Below are 17621 nucleotides of genomic sequence, written 5' to 3'. Positions count from 1 at the left end.
TGCGTCCAAGCGAGACAATGCTAAAGGGGCACAGGCGCCGCGCCCCCCAGTTGAACATCGCGCCCGCTTTGCCTAAGGCGAGCGCCAACGCGCGCCCGTCCCGACCGGCGCATCGCAATCCAAAGCAAAACAACGAAAGTCCTCACTTATGAGCAAGATCAAGGTCCTCAATCCCGTCGTCGAACTCGACGGCGACGAAATGACGCGCATCATCTGGCAGTGGATCCGCGAACGGCTGGTCCTCCCCTATCTCGACATCGACCTCAAATATTACGACCTGTCGATCGAGAAGCGCGACGAGACCGAGGACCAGATCACCGTCGATGCGGCGCATGCGATCCTCAAGCACGGTGTCGGCGTCAAATGCGCGACGATCACCCCCGACGAACAGCGCGTCGAGGAATTCGGCCTCAAGAAGATGTGGCGCTCGCCCAACGGCACGATCCGCAACATCCTCGGCGGCGTCGTCTTTCGCGAACCGATCGTCATCTCGAACGTCCCGCGCCTCGTCCCCGGCTGGACGCACCCGATCGTCATCGGCCGCCATGCCTATGGCGACCAGTATCGCGCGACCGACTTCCTCGTCCCCGGCCCCGGCAAGCTGCGCCTCGTCTTCGAAGGCCATGACGGCGAAGTGATCGACCGCGAAGTGTTCGAATTCCCCTCGGCCGGCGTCGCGATGGCGATGTACAACCTCGACGATTCGATCCGCGACTTCGCCCGCGCCAGCATGAACTATGGCCTCAAGCGCGAATGGCCGGTCTACCTGTCGACCAAGAACACCATCCTCAAGGCCTATGACGGCCGCTTCAAGGACCTGTTCCAGGAAGTGTTCGACAATGAATTCAAGGACAAGTTCGCCAAGGCTGGCATCGTTTACGAGCACCGCCTGATCGACGACATGGTCGCCAGCGCGCTGAAATGGTCGGGCAAGTTCGTCTGGGCGTGCAAGAATTATGACGGCGACGTCCAGTCGGACACCGTCGCGCAGGGCTTCGGCTCGCTCGGCCTGATGACCTCGGTCCTGATGACCCCCGACGGCAAGACGGTTGAATCCGAAGCCGCCCACGGCACCGTGACGCGTCACTATCGCCAGCACCAGCAGGGCAAGGCGACCTCGACCAACCCGATCGCCTCGATCTTCGCGTGGACCGGCGGGATCAAGCATCGCGGGACGATCGACGGCACGCCCGACGTTACCAAGTTCGCCGAAACGCTCGAGCGCGTCTGCGTCGAGACGGTCGAGAGCGGCGCGATGACCAAGGATCTGGCGATCCTGATCGGTCCTGACCAGCCGTGGATGACGACCGAACAGTTCTTCGAAGCGATCGTCGAGAACCTCGAAAAGGCGATGGCAGAGGGCTGATAGACAACCCCCTCCCGCTCGCGGGAGGGGCAGCGAGACTTGGCGGCGCAGCCGCCTAGCCGCAGCGGGGTGGGCCGGCTACGATACACAGTGACGAACCGACTGCCCACCCCCGGCCCTTCCGCAAGCGGGAGGGGAAACAAAAAGATTGGACCGCGCCATGCCGACGAACAGCACCAAGGCCCGGCTCGAAGTCCGCCAAGCGACGCTCGGCGATGTCAGCGGCATCGCCGCGCTCGTCCGGCGCGCCTATGACGACCTGCCCGCCTATACCTATGGCGAGATCCGCGGGCAGCTGAACAACTATCCCGAGGGCTGCTTCGTCGCGATCCTCGATGACAAGGTCGTCGGCTATTGCGCCTCGATGCGGATCGCGGGCGGCATCGCGCTCGCGCCGCACAGCTGGGACGAGATTACCGGCAACGGCTTCGGTTCGCGCCACGATCCGACCGGCGACTGGCTCTACGGCTATGAAATGTGCGTCGATCCCAAGGTCCGCGGGACGCGGATCGGGCGGCGGCTCTACGAGGAGCGCCGCGCGCTTGCCGAACAGCTCGAACTGACCGGCATCGCCTTTGGCGGCCGCCTCCCCGGCCTGACGCGCAACCGGCGCAAGGTCGACGGTCCCGACGACTATCTCGAGCAGATCGTCTCGGGCAAGATCCACGATCCGGTCATCCGCTTCCAGCTCGCCAACGGTTTCGAACCGATCGGCGTGCTCAAGAACTATCTGCCCGAAGACAAGAAATCGCGGGGCTATGCCGCGCACATGGTCTGGCGCAATCCGTATGTCGATCGCGACGAACCGGTGAAATTCCGCATCCCTCGCGGGGTCGAGGCAGTCCGTATCGCGACCTGCCAGCTCCAGGCGCGCGCTGTCGCCGACTATGACGACTTCATGAAGGCGATTCGATATTTCGTCGATGTTGCAGCGGATTACGAATCGGACTTCATTGTTTTTCCCGAACTGTTCACGCTCTCGCTCCTGTCGTTCGAGGAGAAGGAACTGTCGCCGATGGAGGCGATCGAGACGCTGAGCAAGTACACGCCCAAGATCCGCGCCGAGCTCAGCGAGATGGCGATGAAGTTCAACATCAACATCATCGGCGGCTCGCATCCGACGCGCACCGACGATGGCGAGATCCAGAACGTCGCCTTCGTCTGCCTGCGCGACGGGTCGGTCCATGAGCAGGAAAAGATCCACCCGACGCCCAACGAGCGCTATTGGTGGAACATCAAGGGCGGCGACACCATCGACGCGATCCCGACCGACTGCGGCCCGATCGGCGTGCTGATCTGTTACGACAGCGAGTTTCCCGAGCTCGCCCGCCGCCTCGTCGACGAAGGCGCGCGGATCATCTTCACCCCGTTCTGCACCGACAGCCGCCAGGGCTATCTGCGGGTGCGCTATTGCTGCCAGGCGCGTGCGATCGAGAACCAGTGCTTCGTCGTCATGTCGGGCAATGTCGGCAACCTGCCCAATGTCGCCAACATGGACATCCAATATGCCCAGAGCTGCATTTTGACGCCGTGCGATTTCCCCTTCGCACGCGACGGCATCGCCGCCGAGGCAACCGAGAATGTCGAGACGCTGACGATCAGCGACGTCAACCTCGCCGACCTCAGCTGGGCGCGCGCCGAAGGCACGGTGCGCAACCTCGCCGATCGGCGCTTCGATCTCTACCGGATCGAATGGGACAGCCAGGTCGGCAAGGATCACAGCAAGGCTCGGCCGCGCACCGCGCCGATGGGACTGCACACGCCCGGCGGAGGCTAGGCCCGGCGCTGCCCTGCATCGGGGCTTTCGATCCGCTCGCGGCCGAAGCCCAGGCCCATGATCCGCGCGGGGATGCGTTGCAATATCGGCAAATACTGAAGCAGGCGCAGCTGCCAGGGCGGGCGCTGCCGGGTGCTCGTCCCGCTCAGCAGCGGCGAGATCAGCCGGTCCTGTGCCGCCTTTTGCAGCGCCTGCATCCGCACCGTCGGTTTCCAGCGCCGCCCCTGCACCTCTTGCAGCAGCGCATCGAAACTGGCGCCAGCGGCCATCGGCCCGGCGAGCACGTTGGCGGCGGCCACCGCATCCTGGATCGCGAGATTGATCCCCACCCCGCCGATCGGCGACATCGCGTGCGCCGCATCGCCGATCACGAGCAGGCCATGACGGTGCCACCGCGTCAGCCGGTCGAGCGACACGCGCAGCAGCTTGACCTCATCCCAGTGCGCCAGCGCGGCGATACCGTGCGCTAGTCCTGGCGCCATGTCGGTCACCGTCGCCTTGAACGAGTCGAGCCCGCGCGATCGCAGCGCCTGCGCGCCGCCCTTGGCGAACACGAACGCCACCTGCCAGTAATCGCCGCGATCGATGAACACGCCGATCCGGCCGTTTTCGAATACCCCGAATGTCGCGTTCGCATCTGCCGGGTGCTTGGCAACGCGAAACCAGAAAACGTCCATCGGCGCGCCAATCGTCTCGAGCGGTAGCGCTGCCGCGGTCCGGATCACCGAGCCGCGCCCATCGGCGGCAATGACGAGATCGGCGGAAATGTCCTTGCCGCGGGCGATCTTCACCCCCGTCACCCGTCCGGTCGGCGCGGTCGTGACCCCGGTGGCCTCGCAATTCATCCGCAGCGTGAAATTGGGATAGTGGCTCGCCTCGGCCGCAATGAAGGCAAGCAGATCCCATTGCGGCATCAGCGCGATATAGGGCGCGGGCACTTTGAGATGGCGAAAATCGGCGATCGTCAGCATCTCGCCCATGATCCGCCCGCCGATCGTTTCGACCCGGTCGTGCGGCAGTGCGAGCAGCGATTCGAGCAGGCCGAGCTGGTCGAACAGCTCAAGCGTCGAGGGATGAACGGTATCGCCGCGGAAATCTCTCAGGAAATCATTGTGTTTCTCGATCACCAGCGTCTCGACCCCGGCGCGGGCAAAAAGCAGGCCGGCGAACAATCCGGCTGGTCCGCCGCCGACGATGCAAAGCTGGCAATCTCGCGTCATTACCCTTGGCAAATAGCAGCCCTGCTTCCTAAGAGCTATCCATGACGCTCAGCCTCGATAACCAGTCGTTCAGCGACGCGCTCGTCATCCTTGGCGCGGCGGGCCTCGTCATCCCCCTGTTCGCGCGCTTTCGCGTGACACCGGTGATCGGTTTCATCCTCGTCGGCGTGCTCGTCGGGCCGCACGGGCTGGGCAGCCTGACCGACCGGTCGCCGTGGCTCTATTATGTCACGATATCCGACGCCGAGGCGATCGAGCCGTTCGCCGAGTTCGGCATCATCCTGCTGCTCTTTTCGATCGGGCTCGAACTCAGCTTCCGGCGATTATGGACGATGCGGCGGCTGGTGTTCGGTGTCGGTGCTGCCGAACTCATTGGTAGCGGCGCGATCATCGCGGTCGGTCTCGCGCTGATGGGGCAAGGCATGGCAGGCGCGATCGGCCTCGGCCTGGCGCTGGCGCTGTCGTCGACCGCCTTGGTCCTGCCGATGGTCGGCACGCGTTCGCCCGTCGGCAAGGCGGCGTTTTCGATGCTGTTGTTCGAGGACGTCGCAATCGTTCCGATCATCTTCGCGCTCGGCGTGATGGCGCCCAGCGCCAGCAACGGCTGGAGCGATCTTGGCGAGACAGTCCTGCGGGCGGGGATCGCCGTCGTCGGCCTGTATATCGTCGGCAAATTCCTCATCCCGCGGATGTTCGCGCAGGCAGCGCGGACCAAGAACCCCGAGATATTCCTCGCCGCCAGCCTGCTCGTTGTCATCGTGTCGAGCCTCGTCACGACTGCCGCCGGCCTGTCGCCGATCGTCGGCGCGTTGCTCGCGGGGCTGCTGATCGCCGAATCGGCCTATGCCGACGAGGTCGAGGCGATGACCGCACCGTTCAAGGGTCTCGCACTCGGCGTCTTCCTGATCACCGTCGGGATGAGCGTCGACCTCGCCGTCATCGCCGCCAACTGGCAGGTCCTCGCGCTTGCCATCGTCGCGGTCATTATCGTCAAGACACTCGTCACCAGCGGGTTATTGCGCCTCGCCGGGGCGCGGATCGGCACCGCCGCCGAGGCAGGCTTGTTGATGTCGAGCCCATCGGAAACGACGCTGATCGTCCTCGCCGCTGCCGCCCAGGCGCAGCTGATCCTGCCCGAGACCGCCCAGTTCTGGGAAATCGTCACCGCGATCGGCCTCACCATCACGCCGATCCTCGCGCGGATCGGCCATGACGTGTCGCGTCGGCTCGAATGGCGCGCCGGCGGACATGACGAGGCCGCTCTCGCGGTCGAAGGTGACCATGTCGTCGTCATCGGCTTCGGTCGTATCGGTCGTGTCGTCGCCGGCATGCTGACGCGCCACAAGCTCGATTATATCGCCGTGGAGGCCGATATCGACGCGGTCACGGCGGCCAAGCGCGAGCATATGCCCGTATTGTTCGGCGACGTCTCGCGCCCCGCGGTGCTCGACAGCCTCAAGCTCGATTCGGCGCGGGCGATCGTCCTGACGATGGACGATCCGGTCCAGCAGGAACGCATCACGCGGCTGCTGCGCGCGCGCTATCGCGATATCCCGATCATCTCGCGCGCGCGTGACGCCGACCACGCCGCCCGGCTGTACAGCGCGGGCGCGTCCGAGGCGGTCCCCGAAACGCTCGAAAGTTCGCTCCAGCTGTCGGAAGTGTTGCTGGTCGATCTCGGCATCGCGGTCGGTCCGGTCATCGCCTCGATCCACGAACGCCGCGCCGAGATGCGTGCCGAGATTCGCGACAAGAGCGGACTCGATTACGAACCGCGCCTGTCCTCGACGCGGCGCGCCAGACCTGCCTCGATCGACTAGCGGCCCTCGGGCAAAGCCTGCACGGCCGTCGGTCTGGCCGACTCGGCATCACCTGCGACCAGCATCGGCTGGGTCGGCGCGGTCCAGACCGACGACAATGCGACATCCTTGGGCAGGACGACCATCGACCAGCCGTCATTGGCGAGGTATTTCCGCGCCAGTTTCTGGATCACCGCCGGCGTCGCCGACTCGGTATCGGTGACATAGCTGCGCAGCGCCGCGAGGTTGCGGGGATCGCTGCTCGCGCCTTCGAGTTCGTTCATGAAGAAGGCGTTGCTCGACGACGCCCGGTAGATCATTTCCTTGAGCGGCGTGATCGTCCGGTTGAGTTCATCGGCGCTCACCGGCGTCGCCATCAGCTCGCGTGCGATATCGCGCGCATAGCCATAGAACGCGTCGACATCCTGCGGACGAACCAGGCTGGCCGCCATGATGTACCCGCCGCCGCTAAAGTCGCGCGGCCAGTTGCTCCCGACCGACGGACTATAGCTCGCGCCCTGGGCGGCACGCAGCCGGTCGAACAGCCGATCGTTGAATATCTCCGCGAGGACGTCGAGTTGCCGCGCTTCGCGGATATCGTCGAGCCCCCCGCTTGTTTTCCACGCGATCATCGCTGCGGCCTGGTTGGCATCGCCCGAATGGCGCAAAACGGTGGGCACGGGATCGGGCTTTGGAAACGAGAGCGGCGTGCCGTCGCCGGCGAGCGGTGCCGAGCGCGGCTTGAGCGCACCGAATGTCTCGGCCAGCAGCTTGTCCTGATCGACCTTCGACAGATCGCCGAAGATCATCACTTCAACCGGCCCCGCGGCCAGCTTGGGAGCCCAGAACCGCCGGAACGCCTTCGGGGTCAGGCGGTCGACCTGCGCGCGGTCGGGCGAGGCAAAGCGAAGGTCGCCGGGATGAAGTTCGCTGGCCAGGAACCGGTCGAGTACCGCCGAAGGCGACCCGGTCGACGAATCGAACGAGGTGAGTTCGACCACGCGCGTACGCTTGACCGGCGCATCGTCCCAGCCGGGGTGATCGAGCTTGGCGGCAATCAGGCGCAGCTGATCGGCAAAATCGGCCGAATTGGTCTCGGCACTGAATTCGAACGCGCCATCGGTGACGTCGAAACCCATGCCCAGCAGGCGGCCGGTCATGAGCGATTCGAGATCGCGCAGGTCGAGCTTGCCGATGCCGCTTTGAACGAGCGCCGAATCGCCGGTCCACAGCAAGTTCGGCTCGGTCGGCGACATCGCCCGGCGACCGCCGCCGAAACGCACGCGGACGCGGATCTTGTCGGGTTCGACATCATTGTCGAACACGAGCGCAGAAATCCCGTTGGCGAGCTTGAGCGTTTGCAGGTTGAGCACCGGAATGGTCGATCGCTCGACAATCCGGCCGGCGCGTCCGAGCGCAGGCAAGTCGGCAACGGTCACCGTGCGCGCCACGCTCCGCGCGCTGCCATCGGCGGCGACGGGTTCGGTGACGAGTTTCGCCAGTCGCGCCTCGGTGCCGGGCTCGGGCGGGGTTGTCTGCGATACGAACGCACGAACGACATCACCCGAGAACAGCTTCTGGATCACTGCAAGCATGTGTTGCGGGGTCGCCAGCGGGCGGCTCGACCTGAACATCACGCGATGATGGCCGGGATCCGATACGGTCTCGCCGATGTCGACCGAATTGAGCAGGTCATCGACCAGTTCGGTGCCAGGCTGATTCTGCGCATTTTCCACCTCGCGCGTCATCACGACGTCCATCTCGTCATATTCGCGGTCAATTTCGGCCTGGCTCGGCGGATTGGCGAGCGCGTCGGCAATGACGCCGCGGACATCCTTGAGGGCCGCAGCCCAATCGGTCGCCGGGGCCGGCAAGATGTTGACCGACGTGACCATCGCCGAACGGCTGACCGAGTCTTCGCCAACCTGGGCGAGGACGTAGCTGCCGCCGGCACGCGCGCGCTGTTCGAGGCGGCGATTGACGATCCGAAGCGCGATGAAGTCATGATAGAGCGTCTGCGTATAGGCGACGCTGTCGGTCACCGGACGCCAGGGCCGCAGGTAATTCAGCGTAACGATATTCGGCTGGGTCGGTTCGCTGATCACCTTGGCGATGGGCAGGCCCGTTTGCGGGTCGCCGAAATCGGGCGGGGTCGGGCGCGCGCCGGTCGCCTTCCAGTCGCCGAAATATTTGGCGATGAGCCGGGCGAAGACGGCCGGATCCCCGTCACCCGCGATCGCAACGACCGCAGTGTCGGGACGATACCAACGCTGGTGGAACGCGGCGAGGCCCGCAGGCGTCGCCGCACCGAGGCTCTGCTCGGTCCCGATCGGCACGCGATCGGCAAGCAACTGGCCAGCGAAGACGTGTTCGTGGATTGCATCGCTGACACGCGCCTGCGGTCCGGCGTTTTCGCGCAGTTCGGACAAGACGACACCGCGTTCGGAATCGATCGTCTTCGCATCAAGGTTGGGCGCTTCAATCATCGCCGCCAGCGTCTTCATCCCTTCATCGAGCCCCGCGGCGGTCGCGCTTGGCAAGTCGAGCTTGTAGACGGTCGAGGTGGGGGTCGTGCTGGCGTTGGTGTCGCTGCCGAACGCGGCGCCTAGCCGCTGCCAGATCCGCTTGGTGTCGCCGTCGCCGAGGAGGCGCGATCCGCGAAAGCTGAGATGCTCGAGAAAGTGTGCGAACCCGCGCTCCGAGTCGCGTTCCATCAGCGAACCGGCATCGATCCTGACCCGGATCGAAACCTGTCCCGGCGGCGAGCCGTTGTTGCGCACCGCATACCGCAGGCCGTTTGGCAGCGTTCCGAACTGCCATCCCGCATCGCGCGGAATATCGGTCCCGGCGTAGAGCCAGTCGTCCTTGGCCGACAGCGAGGGAGTAGGCGCAGCCTCGGCGGCCTGTTGCGCATAGGCAGGTGCCAGCGGTGCAGCGACTGCAAGCGGGAGCCCCGCAAGCAAGGCAAGCGAAACGGTGAAGCGAAAGGGTCGGAAGTTCATCGCGCGGCTATAGAATGCCGCAACTGTCGTTGCGATGAATTAATGTCAAAGCGCGACCACACATCCATTCTGTCGACCCAAGGCGAAAAGGCAAAAAAAACCCCCGCCGAAGCGAGGGTTTTTCGAATAGCTTTCAAGCCTGATCAGGGGCTGGTGGGCGAATTGTTGCTGCCGTCAGCCGCGATGATGATCGCAGTGATGATCGCCGCGATGGCCAGAAGAGCAATGACCGCTCCGCCGACTCCGCCACGGAGATCGCTCTCGTTGCTGGTCTGGGCTGCAGTGCGCGCCTGCGCGTAATCAGCTGCCGTGATACCCTTGGCCGACTGAGCGGCGCTAGCTGCTACAGGCGAAACTGCCAGCGCGACGCCAGCTGCTACGAGCGAGGCTTTCTTATAGACATTCATATTTATTCTCCATCTCACTGGCTTACTCGATCGAATCTGCGTGCGACCGAGTCTTAATCTCTATTCTTCATCGCCTTGGTATATCTTTGATGTTCGGACCGCAAGCCCCGAACACGTCAAAGTTTTCCGCAGCATGAGGTTCCTACCCCACCTGTTGTATTAACAACACTATCACAACACGCGCCGGATCGAAAGGTTCCAAATACCGGCATCGACCTGTCATGGCGGTATAGCGTTACCGATGGGTTAATCGCCACCCTGGTTGAGGCGATCAGCCCTTCCCGCGCGATACTTCGCTTATCGGGACGCGGGTGACCGGATATCCGCTGCCTTCGGGGATGCAAAGCCACGCCTCGCCTCCCTCTTCGATCACCGTCGGCGTGATCGTCGGCGTGCCATACAACCGGCTGTCGGCAATGGCAGCATTGTGGTCGGCCAAGGATGCCAACCGTTCGAGATTGCGCTCGGTCGGGAAGATCGCCGAGCGGTTGCCGCTTCGCACCGAGTCGAGGACTTTCTTGGCAGAAGCCCAGAATGCAGCGCTATTCTCTGTGCCATCCGACACAACATCGTCACCGATGCCATTGAGACCGGCGAGATAGAAGCGCGTGTCGAACGCACGATGATCGCGAAAGCGCGGATCCCATCGGGCAAAGGGCGCGAGGCGATCGAGATCAAGGCCGATCCTGTCGCTGTCGAGCCAGTCGGCCAGCGAACGCCCCTCGAGCATGTCGCTGCGCAAGTCCTCGGCGATCCGGTCGGGGCGATCGCGCAGGCCGATCAGCAACCCGGTTTCCTCGACCGTCTCGCGGATCGCGGCAACGCGCGCGGCGGCATCGTCGGGCTCAAGGTGCTGTCCGAAGCGGATACCCAGCACATGATCGTCCTCGTCGACGCGGCCACCGGGAAAGACCACCGCCCCCGGCGCGAAACGCATTGCGGCCGAACGCTCGACGAACAGCAATTCGGGGTGGCCGCGATCATCGGGGCCGCCAAAGATGACAAGAGTCGCCGCGGGAATTCCGGACTTGCCCGAATCGACGGGGAACAGGCTTTCCGCCTCGGCAGGTACGCTGGGTTGCTTCATGGAGGCGTAATAGCGGGGATGCGGGTTGCTGTCATTTGTCGTGCGGGCAGCCTGCGCCCTGCTGTATTTCGATCCAGGTAACACCCTGCCTGTTGGGCTGGCTTGCCAGCTGAAGCCCCGAAGGGGCGAAGGCTGGTGGAGCCGAGGGGAATCGAACCCCTGACCTCGTCATTGCGAACGACGCGCTCTCCCAACTGAGCTACGGCCCCATTGCGCGTGGCTATAATCAGCGCCCGCACGGGTGGCAACGCTGTTTTCCCGGTCACTGCGGTTGATCGACAATGGCCTTTAGCTTTGGGCGAAGAGCGCCTAGGTTGCGTTTCGAAACTCACATTATGGAGACTTCTATGCCCCGCACCTGGCACCTCGCATCACGTCCCGACGGCATGCCGACCGCCGCCAATTTCGCGCTCAAGGACATCGCCGACCAGGCGCTCGGCGACAACCAGTTGCGCGTCGATAACCGCTGGCTGTCGGTCGATCCCTATATGCGCGGCCGGATGAACGACGTGAAAAGCTACGTCCCGCCGTTCCAGGTCGGCGAGCCGATGACGGGCGGCGCGATCGGCGAAGTCGTCGAGAGCAACCTGGCCGGATTCGAGGCCGGCGACCTCATCCTCCATATGGCGGGCTGGCGCGAAGGCGGCGTGATCGGTGCCGAATCGATGCCGCACAAGCTGCCCAAGCCGATGCTCGATGCCGGTATCAGCCCGCAGACCTTCCTCCACAATCTCGGCCTGACCGGCGCGACCGCGTGGTTCGGCCTGCTCAAGGTCGCCGAGGCCAAGGAAGGTGAAACGGTCTTCGTCTCGGCCGCTGGCGGCGCGGTGGGATCGGCGGTCGTCCAGATCGCCAAGGCCAAGGGCATGACCGTGATCGGTTCGGCCGGCGGCGCCGACAAATGCGCCTGGGTCAGGGAGATCGGTGCCGACGCCTGCGTCGATTACAAGGCCGGCAGCCTGCTCAAGCAACTGTCCGCCGCCGCGCCCAAGGGGATCGACGTCTATTTCGACAATGTCGGCGGCGACCATCTCGACGCGGCCTTCGCGCTCGCCCGCGATTATGCGCGTTTTGCGATCTGCGGCATGATCGACGTCTACAACAACGGCAAGCCGCAGGAGATGAAGTATCTCGTCCGGACGATCCCCGCGCGGATCCGCATGCAGGGCTTCATCTACACCGACTATCTGGCGCAGATGGACCAGTTCTACGCCGACATGGGCGAACTCATCGCGAGCGGCAAAGTCCAGGCCCGCGAAACCGTCCGCGAAGGGATCGAAGCAACGCCCGACGCGTTTCTCGGCCTATTTTCGGGCGAGAACACCGGCAAGATGCTGGTAAAGCTCTAAAGCACTGCCCGCCGTCGGGCCGCGATGAAGCGGCCTGGCGGCGGCATTGCCCGTTACCTATCGGTTGAGTTCGAAGCCGAGGAAGCTGGGCACCGGGCCGTTCCAGGCACCATCTTCGCTGGTACCGTCGGTCTGCGCGATCGGAGCGGGCTTGGCCGGACGATCATCGGACCGCATGCCAGCCTCGCGTGCAGGCTTGGCCGCGCGTTCGGGCTTCTCGGCAGGCTTATCGACCGCCTTTTCGTCACCCTTCTCGGTGCGCGGGGCTTCGGGTGCCTTGGGCTCGGCCTTTGCCTCGCGCCTGGCCTCGGGAGCCGACTTGGGCTGGCGCGCGGGCGCAGCAGCGCGAGCCTCGTCGCGTTTCGCGGGCGAATGCGGAGTCTTTTCAGGCTTTGCCTCGGCGGCTTGCGACTTCGCATCCTCAGCGCCTTCGACCGGCGCATTGCTGGTGCCGCCGTCGCCTTCGCCAAGATAGTCGACCTTGTAGCCGACCAGTTTCTGGATGTTGTCGATCGCCTCTTCGTCGGCGGGCGTCACGAAAGTGTAGGCAACGCCGCTCGCCCCTGCCCGGCCGGTCCGGCCGATGCGGTGGACGTAATCGTCGGGATGCCATGGCGCGTCATAGTTGAAGACGTGGCTGACACCCTTGATGTCGAGCCCGCGCGCGGCAACGTCGGAGGCGACAAGCAGGTTGATCGCGCCCGACTTGAACGCGTCGAGTTCGGCGACCCGCGTACTCTGGTCGATATCGCCGTGGATTTCGCCCGACTTGAAGCCCGACTGTTTCAGGCTCTTGTTGAGGTCACGGACGGTCGTCTTGCGATTGCAGAAGATGATCGCGGTCGAGACCTTTTCGGCCTTGAGCAATTTGATCAGCGTCTCGCGCTTGCCGCGCGCCGACGTCTTGATCAGCCGCTGGGTGATGTTGACGTTGGCCGTCGCAGGACGGGCGACCTCGATATATTTGGGATTGGTCAGGAACTTGTCGGCCAGCTTCTTGATCGGCGGCGGCATCGTTGCAGAGAACAACAGCGTCTGGCGATTGGCCGGCAACTTGGTGCAGATGCTTTCGATGTCGGGAATGAAGCCCATGTCGAGCATCCGGTCGGCCTCGTCGATGACGAGCAGGCTGCAGCCGTTGAGCATGATCTTGCCGCGCTCGAACAGGTCCATCAACCGGCCCGGCGTGGCGATCAGGACGTCGACGCCCTTTTCGAGCGCCTTGATCTGGTCGCCCATCGATACGCCGCCGATCAGCAGCGCCATCGAGAGCTTGTGATATTTGCCGTATTTCTCGAAATTCTCGGCGACCTGCGCGGCGAGTTCGCGCGTCGGCTCGAGGATCAGGCTGCGCGGCATGCGTGCGCGGCTGCGCCCTTCGGCGAGGATGTCGATCATCGGCAGAACGAACGAGGCGGTCTTACCCGTGCCCGTCTGGGCGATGCCGATAATGTCTTTCATCATCAGGACGGGAGAGATCGCCTGCTGCTGGATCGGGGTCGGCGTGTCGTAACCCGCCTCGGTTACGGCGCGGAGCGTCTCTGCAGACAGGCCAAGATCGGCGAATTTCATCGAGTTACATTGCTCTTTCGGAAATAGGAGGCGGGATCGCAGGCAAGGTTCAGCTATCTGACCGCCCGCCATACGGCGCGTATATTGGCCTTGTCGCCGCAGCGGCCGAATGTCAAGGAAAGCGGCCTTCGCGGCGGCGAGGCATCGCGTGCCGACCGGGCCGATTGGTCAGTCGCGCAGCGCCACCGGGACCATCAGGCGGAACTCGTCGATTTCGCAGCGCGCGCCTGATCGTGCCTGGATAACATCGCGATCGGCGCAGATCAGGCCGTCGGCGGTCCGCTCGACATAGAATCCCGAATAGAAATCGAGCGTCCGGCAATTCTCGTCGAGCCGTGCGCGCAGGCGTTGGCGTTCTTCGGTTAGCAGGTCGATCGAATCGTCGCGCGTGACCTGGACGCCCATCAGGCTGCTGATACGCAGGCATTTGGGCGCCTTGGCCTCGCGCCAGACGATCGTCGGCCCGGGCTGTGCTTGCTGTTCGTTGGGACTCGACGGCCGAAAGGTGCTGGCGCGCGACCGGGCGGGAATACGGATAATAACGCGTTGCTCGATAATGACCTGCTGCCATTCGGCGCGATCTTCGGGGAGCAACGCCTGCAATGCCGGCTGGGTTTCCACCGTTTCGGGAACCGGCCCTTCACTCCCTGCGGTCGCCGCCGCGGCAGGCGACAACAGCATCAGCGGCAAGGCAAGCAGGCTCGACAGAGACGATATCCCTTAGCTGAGGCTCCGGGACCGGAGCGATCGATCGGTGCCTAGGCAGAGGCTATTGAACCGCGCATGAACTCGCCAACGCCCGGCTTGGCGAACGGTCCATATGGCGCAGGCCTTGCGATCCGGTGCAAGCCCCAATAAAGCGGCTGGCTTTGGGGCCCCGCCTCGTTCCTTGCAATTATCCCAATACCGGAGTCAATGTCATGGCCGATGCGCCCAATTCCCAGCTGCCGATGCTTTATAACGACCTGCTGCCGCTTTCGAGCAAGGATCACGCGGACTGGAAGGTCCGTCCGGTCGAGGACGCAAAGTTCATCGTCAACCAGAACGCGATGCCGATCACGACCGACGAATTCATTCCCGCTTCGCGGTTCTACCCGATCGTCTTTTCGCAGGGCGACAACCCCGTGCCGCTGGCGCTGATGGGCCTCAACGAAGGCATCAACACCGCGGTCGACGATGACGGCAAGCTGCGCGCGCCGGTTTATGTCCCCGCCTATATCCGCCGCTACCCGTTCCTGTTCGCGCGCCTCAATCCCAATTCGGACGAGATGTCGTTGTGCTTCGATCCGACGTCAAAGGCGATCGGCAAGTTCAAGGACGGCGAAAAGCTGTTCGACAAGGGTGAGCAGTCCGAGGCGCTCAAGCAGATCATCACCTTCTGCCAGCAGTTCGAGGAATCGGGCGCGCGGACGCAGAACTTCATGAAGGAGCTGAAGGACCTCGACCTGCTGATGGAGGGCGAGGTTTCGATCCAGCAGCCGGGCAACGACCAGCCGTTCATCTATCGCGGCTTCCTGATGGTCGACGAAGAGAAATTGCGCGACATGCGCGGCGACGCGTTGCGCAAGATCTCGCAGAACGGCATCCTGCCGCTGCTTTACGCGCACCTCTTCTCGCTCCAGATGATGCGCGAGATCTTCGCACAGCAGGTTGCGCTGGGCAAAATGCCCCAGGTCTCCGAAGCTCCCATGCCAGCAGAAGGATAAGCATATATGGCGATCACCTATCGAAGCACTGAAACCGCCCGCTATGGCCGCGTTGCGATCTGGTTTCACTGGATCCTTGCAGCATTGGTGATCGCCAATATCGCCATCGTCGAACTGACCGAGGACGCGTCTCGCGCGGTGCGCGGCGAATGGATGGGCACGCACAAGTCGATCGGAATCGCCGTGCTCGCCGTGACGCTGGGACGTATCGCATGGCGGCTTGCGCACACGCCGCCACCGCAGCCGGCGACGATGAAGCGCTGGGAGGTCTTGTTCAGCAAGACGGTCCACGGCCTCTTCTATTTTCTCCTGCTGGCGCTTCCGCTGACCGGCTGGATCTTTGCCTCGACGAACGGCAAGCCGATCAACTTCTTCGGCCTGTTCGATATTTCCGCCTTGCCGGTCAGCAGCAGCAAGGATTTGCGCGAACAGTTCGAGAGCATTCACAAGTTGCTAGGCAACGCGATGCTTTACCTCGCGATCCTGCACATATTGGCGGCGCTCAAGCATCAGTTCATCGATCGCGACGGGTTGATCGGGCGGCTCAATCCGTTTGCGGCTCGCGGCTGAACGGCGCTTTTTTGGCGGCGCGGTAATCTCTTGAAGCGCAGGGGTTAATCCCTACATCGGAACGTGCGGCACCCGGTTCTCCCCCTTTTCCGGTCTGTCGCATGGATGCCCGTCGAAGCGGCTTGCCGCTGAGAGGGTTCTCCTCCCTGGACCCTGGCCACCTCGTACATGCAGTACGAGGTGGTTTTTTTGCGCTATTCGGCCGCCTCGAGCGATGCAGCGCCACCAGCTGCCGCGGCCAGCGCGCCGGCGATCTGCGCGATCAGGTCGGCGACCCGCTCGACCCCGGCGAGCACTGGGGCTCCATCACTGTCGAGATAGAGATCGCGCGCGACTTCGACCTGGATCGCGTGAACGTCTTTGGCGGGATTGCCATGGCGCAGCGTCGTGTATCCCCCGGCATAGGGCGTATTGCGGGCGCACGAGAGGCCCGCCGCCCCGATCAGGGCTTCGGCCTCGCGGACGAAGGCCTTGGCCGCGCTGGTCCCCGAGCGGTCACCGAGCACGATATCGGCCGAACGCGGCCAGCCCCGCCCCGCGCGACGGGGCATCGAATGCACGTCGAGCAACAGCGCAACACCATGGCGCGTGCGCGCGGCGCTCAGCGCGGCGGCGAGCGCAGCATGATAGGGTCGGTGGACCTGTGCGATGCGGGCATCGAGTTCGCCGGGATCGAACGGAGCACGCCAAAGATCGCCGACGCTCGGAACGCTGCGCGGAAAGACACCCATGCCCGCCGCGGCACGGCGTCCCGCCACGCGAGACGGTCCCCGGTCGTCGCGATCGTCGGGGTCGCGGTTGAGGTCGACCAGCGCGCGCGGCGCTGTCGCGACCAGCACCGGAAAGCCGTCCGCCACCGCGCGGGCGATAAGGCGATCGGCATAGCGATCCTCAAGCGCGCGCAAGGTCGCGACGGGTACGCGCGCCTGCGCGATCAGCGGCGCGGGATAGTCGCGCCCGGCATGCGGTACCGCCAGGACCACCGGCGAAAGCGCGGTCGGCCCGCCATGCCAGGCGAAATATCGCTGCTCCTCGATCATGTTACCCTTGTTAGCGAAATCGCCCCGAAATGGGAACGGCGCCCCGCAGCGCGATATCGCCACTGGCCCTCGAATCGCTAATCATGCATATCGACCCCGACACACGAAGGGACAGTCGCATGAACCGCATTCTGCTAGCCGAAGACGATGATGCCATGCGCGAGTATCTCGCGCGCGCGCTGACCAATGCGGGCTATCACGTCACCGACGTCGATCGCGGCAGCGCGGCAGCACCCTTGCTCGAATCGGGCACCTTCGACCTCCTGCTGACCGATATCGTCATGCCCGAGATGGACGGCATCGAACTCGCGCAGCATGCCGCCTCGGTCGCGCCGAACACGCGCATCATGTTCATTACCGGCTTTGCCGCCGTTTCCCTGAAGGCCGGCGAAGTGATGCCGCACGCAAAGCTCCTGTCGAAGCCGTTCCACCTCAAGGACCTGGTCGCCGAAGTGAACGCATTGTTCGGCCAGCAAAGCGCCAGCCGGACAAGCTAAACCACCGCATTTGACAGCGCCTGACGAATTGACCGTTTGGCGGTTGCATCGCCCGGACGATGCGACTAGTGACCCGCTCCAGAGTGGGCGTGTAGCTCAGTGGTAGAGCACTGTGTTGACATCGCAGGGGTCGCAAGTTCAATCCTTGCCACGCCCACCATAATTTCCCGCGATGTCAGCCCAATTTCCGAATTCTCGTAGAGCAGACTGAGCTCCGGGCGCGCGACGA

General features: G+C 64.0%; 14 protein-coding genes and 2 tRNA genes. 8 read left to right on the top strand and 8 right to left on the bottom strand.

What is annotated here, in order from left to right; all coding sequences use genetic code 11:
- Positions 1–148 precede the first annotated feature (148 nt).
- Complete coding sequence (locus FSZ31_RS07480; protein ID WP_147122759.1) at positions 149–1366, top strand: NADP-dependent isocitrate dehydrogenase; 1218 nt, start codon at positions 149–151, stop codon at positions 1364–1366.
- A 160-nt stretch (positions 1367–1526) separates the two neighbouring features.
- Entirely contained in the window at positions 1527–3143 is a 1617-nt protein-coding gene (locus FSZ31_RS07475) for a bifunctional GNAT family N-acetyltransferase/carbon-nitrogen hydrolase family protein (RefSeq protein ID WP_147122758.1), read from the top strand.
- On the opposite strand, the gene FSZ31_RS07470 is transcribed toward FSZ31_RS07475, so the two are convergent.
- Complete coding sequence (locus FSZ31_RS07470) at positions 3140–4363, bottom strand: FAD-dependent oxidoreductase (protein ID WP_147122757.1); 1224 nt, start codon at positions 4361–4363, stop codon at positions 3140–3142. The two genes, FSZ31_RS07475 and FSZ31_RS07470, sit on opposite strands and share 4 nt — an antisense overlap.
- 41 nt (positions 4364–4404) lie before the next feature.
- Here FSZ31_RS07470 and FSZ31_RS07465 point away from each other — a divergent pair, with 41 nt between their 5' ends.
- Positions 4405–6183, top strand: a complete 1779-nt coding sequence (locus tag FSZ31_RS07465; RefSeq protein WP_147122756.1) for a cation:proton antiporter domain-containing protein — start codon at positions 4405–4407, stop codon at positions 6181–6183.
- Here the strand turns inward: FSZ31_RS07465 and FSZ31_RS07460 are convergent.
- From FSZ31_RS07460 to FSZ31_RS07445, 4 genes are all read right to left on the bottom strand, one after another.
- Positions 6180–9164, bottom strand: coding sequence for a M16 family metallopeptidase (locus tag FSZ31_RS07460; RefSeq protein ID WP_147122755.1), 2985 nt, complete (start codon positions 9162–9164; stop codon positions 6180–6182). The genes FSZ31_RS07465 and FSZ31_RS07460 overlap by 4 nt on opposite strands.
- Before the next feature lie 143 nt (positions 9165–9307).
- Positions 9308–9571, bottom strand: a complete 264-nt coding sequence (locus FSZ31_RS07455; RefSeq protein ID WP_147122754.1) for a hypothetical protein — start codon at positions 9569–9571, stop codon at positions 9308–9310.
- A 271-nt stretch (positions 9572–9842) separates the two neighbouring features.
- Positions 9843–10658 (bottom strand): NUDIX hydrolase, encoded by an 816-nt coding sequence (locus FSZ31_RS07450; protein ID WP_147122753.1) that lies wholly within the window; start codon positions 10656–10658, stop codon positions 9843–9845.
- Between the two features lie 133 nt (positions 10659–10791).
- Positions 10792–10867: transfer RNA gene (locus tag FSZ31_RS07445), tRNA-Ala, on the bottom strand.
- Positions 10868–11005: 138 nt separating this feature from the next.
- Here FSZ31_RS07445 and FSZ31_RS07440 point away from each other — a divergent pair.
- Positions 11006–12007 (top strand): NADP-dependent oxidoreductase, encoded by a 1002-nt coding sequence (locus FSZ31_RS07440; protein WP_147122752.1) that lies wholly within the window; start codon positions 11006–11008, stop codon positions 12005–12007.
- A gap of 57 nt (positions 12008–12064) precedes the next feature.
- Here the strand turns inward: FSZ31_RS07440 and FSZ31_RS07435 are convergent, their stop codons facing one another.
- The gene (locus tag FSZ31_RS07435) at positions 12065–13579 is read right to left on the bottom strand and encodes a DEAD/DEAH box helicase (RefSeq protein ID WP_147122751.1); all 1515 of its coding nucleotides are present in this window, start codon (positions 13577–13579) and stop codon (positions 12065–12067) included.
- A gap of 168 nt (positions 13580–13747) precedes the next feature.
- Positions 13748–14260: a hypothetical protein gene (locus FSZ31_RS07430; RefSeq protein WP_147122750.1), complete on the bottom strand. Its 513-nt coding sequence runs from the start codon at positions 14258–14260 to the stop codon at positions 13748–13750.
- A 239-nt stretch (positions 14261–14499) separates the two neighbouring features.
- Between FSZ31_RS07430 and FSZ31_RS07425 the strand changes: the two genes are divergently transcribed.
- Positions 14500–15285 (top strand): SapC family protein, encoded by a 786-nt coding sequence (locus FSZ31_RS07425; RefSeq protein WP_147122749.1) that lies wholly within the window; start codon positions 14500–14502, stop codon positions 15283–15285.
- Between the two features lie 6 nt (positions 15286–15291).
- Positions 15292–15855, top strand: coding sequence for a cytochrome b (locus FSZ31_RS07420; RefSeq protein WP_147122748.1), 564 nt, complete (start codon positions 15292–15294; stop codon positions 15853–15855).
- A gap of 194 nt (positions 15856–16049) precedes the next feature.
- On the opposite strand, the gene FSZ31_RS07415 is transcribed toward FSZ31_RS07420, so the two are convergent.
- Positions 16050–16895 carry an N-formylglutamate amidohydrolase gene (locus FSZ31_RS07415; protein ID WP_147122747.1) on the bottom strand — a complete coding sequence of 282 codons (846 nt, stop codon included), beginning with the start codon at positions 16893–16895 and terminating at the stop codon, positions 16050–16052.
- 119 nt (positions 16896–17014) lie between these two features.
- Here FSZ31_RS07415 and cpdR point away from each other — a divergent pair, with 119 nt between their 5' ends.
- A complete protein-coding gene (gene cpdR / locus FSZ31_RS07410) occupies positions 17015–17392 on the top strand; it encodes a cell cycle two-component system response regulator CpdR (RefSeq protein WP_147122746.1) in 378 nt (125 codons plus the stop codon).
- A gap of 85 nt (positions 17393–17477) precedes the next feature.
- Positions 17478–17552, top strand: a tRNA-Val gene (locus tag FSZ31_RS07405).
- The last annotated feature ends 69 nt before the right edge of the window (positions 17553–17621 follow it).

Origin of the sequence: Flavisphingopyxis soli (assembly GCF_007995095.1) — a bacterium.
Classification (GTDB): domain Bacteria; phylum Pseudomonadota; class Alphaproteobacteria; order Sphingomonadales; family Sphingomonadaceae; genus Flavisphingopyxis; species Flavisphingopyxis soli.
The sequence above is the reverse complement of the archived record's forward strand: the minus strand, read 5'-3'. Positions and strand labels throughout refer to the sequence as shown.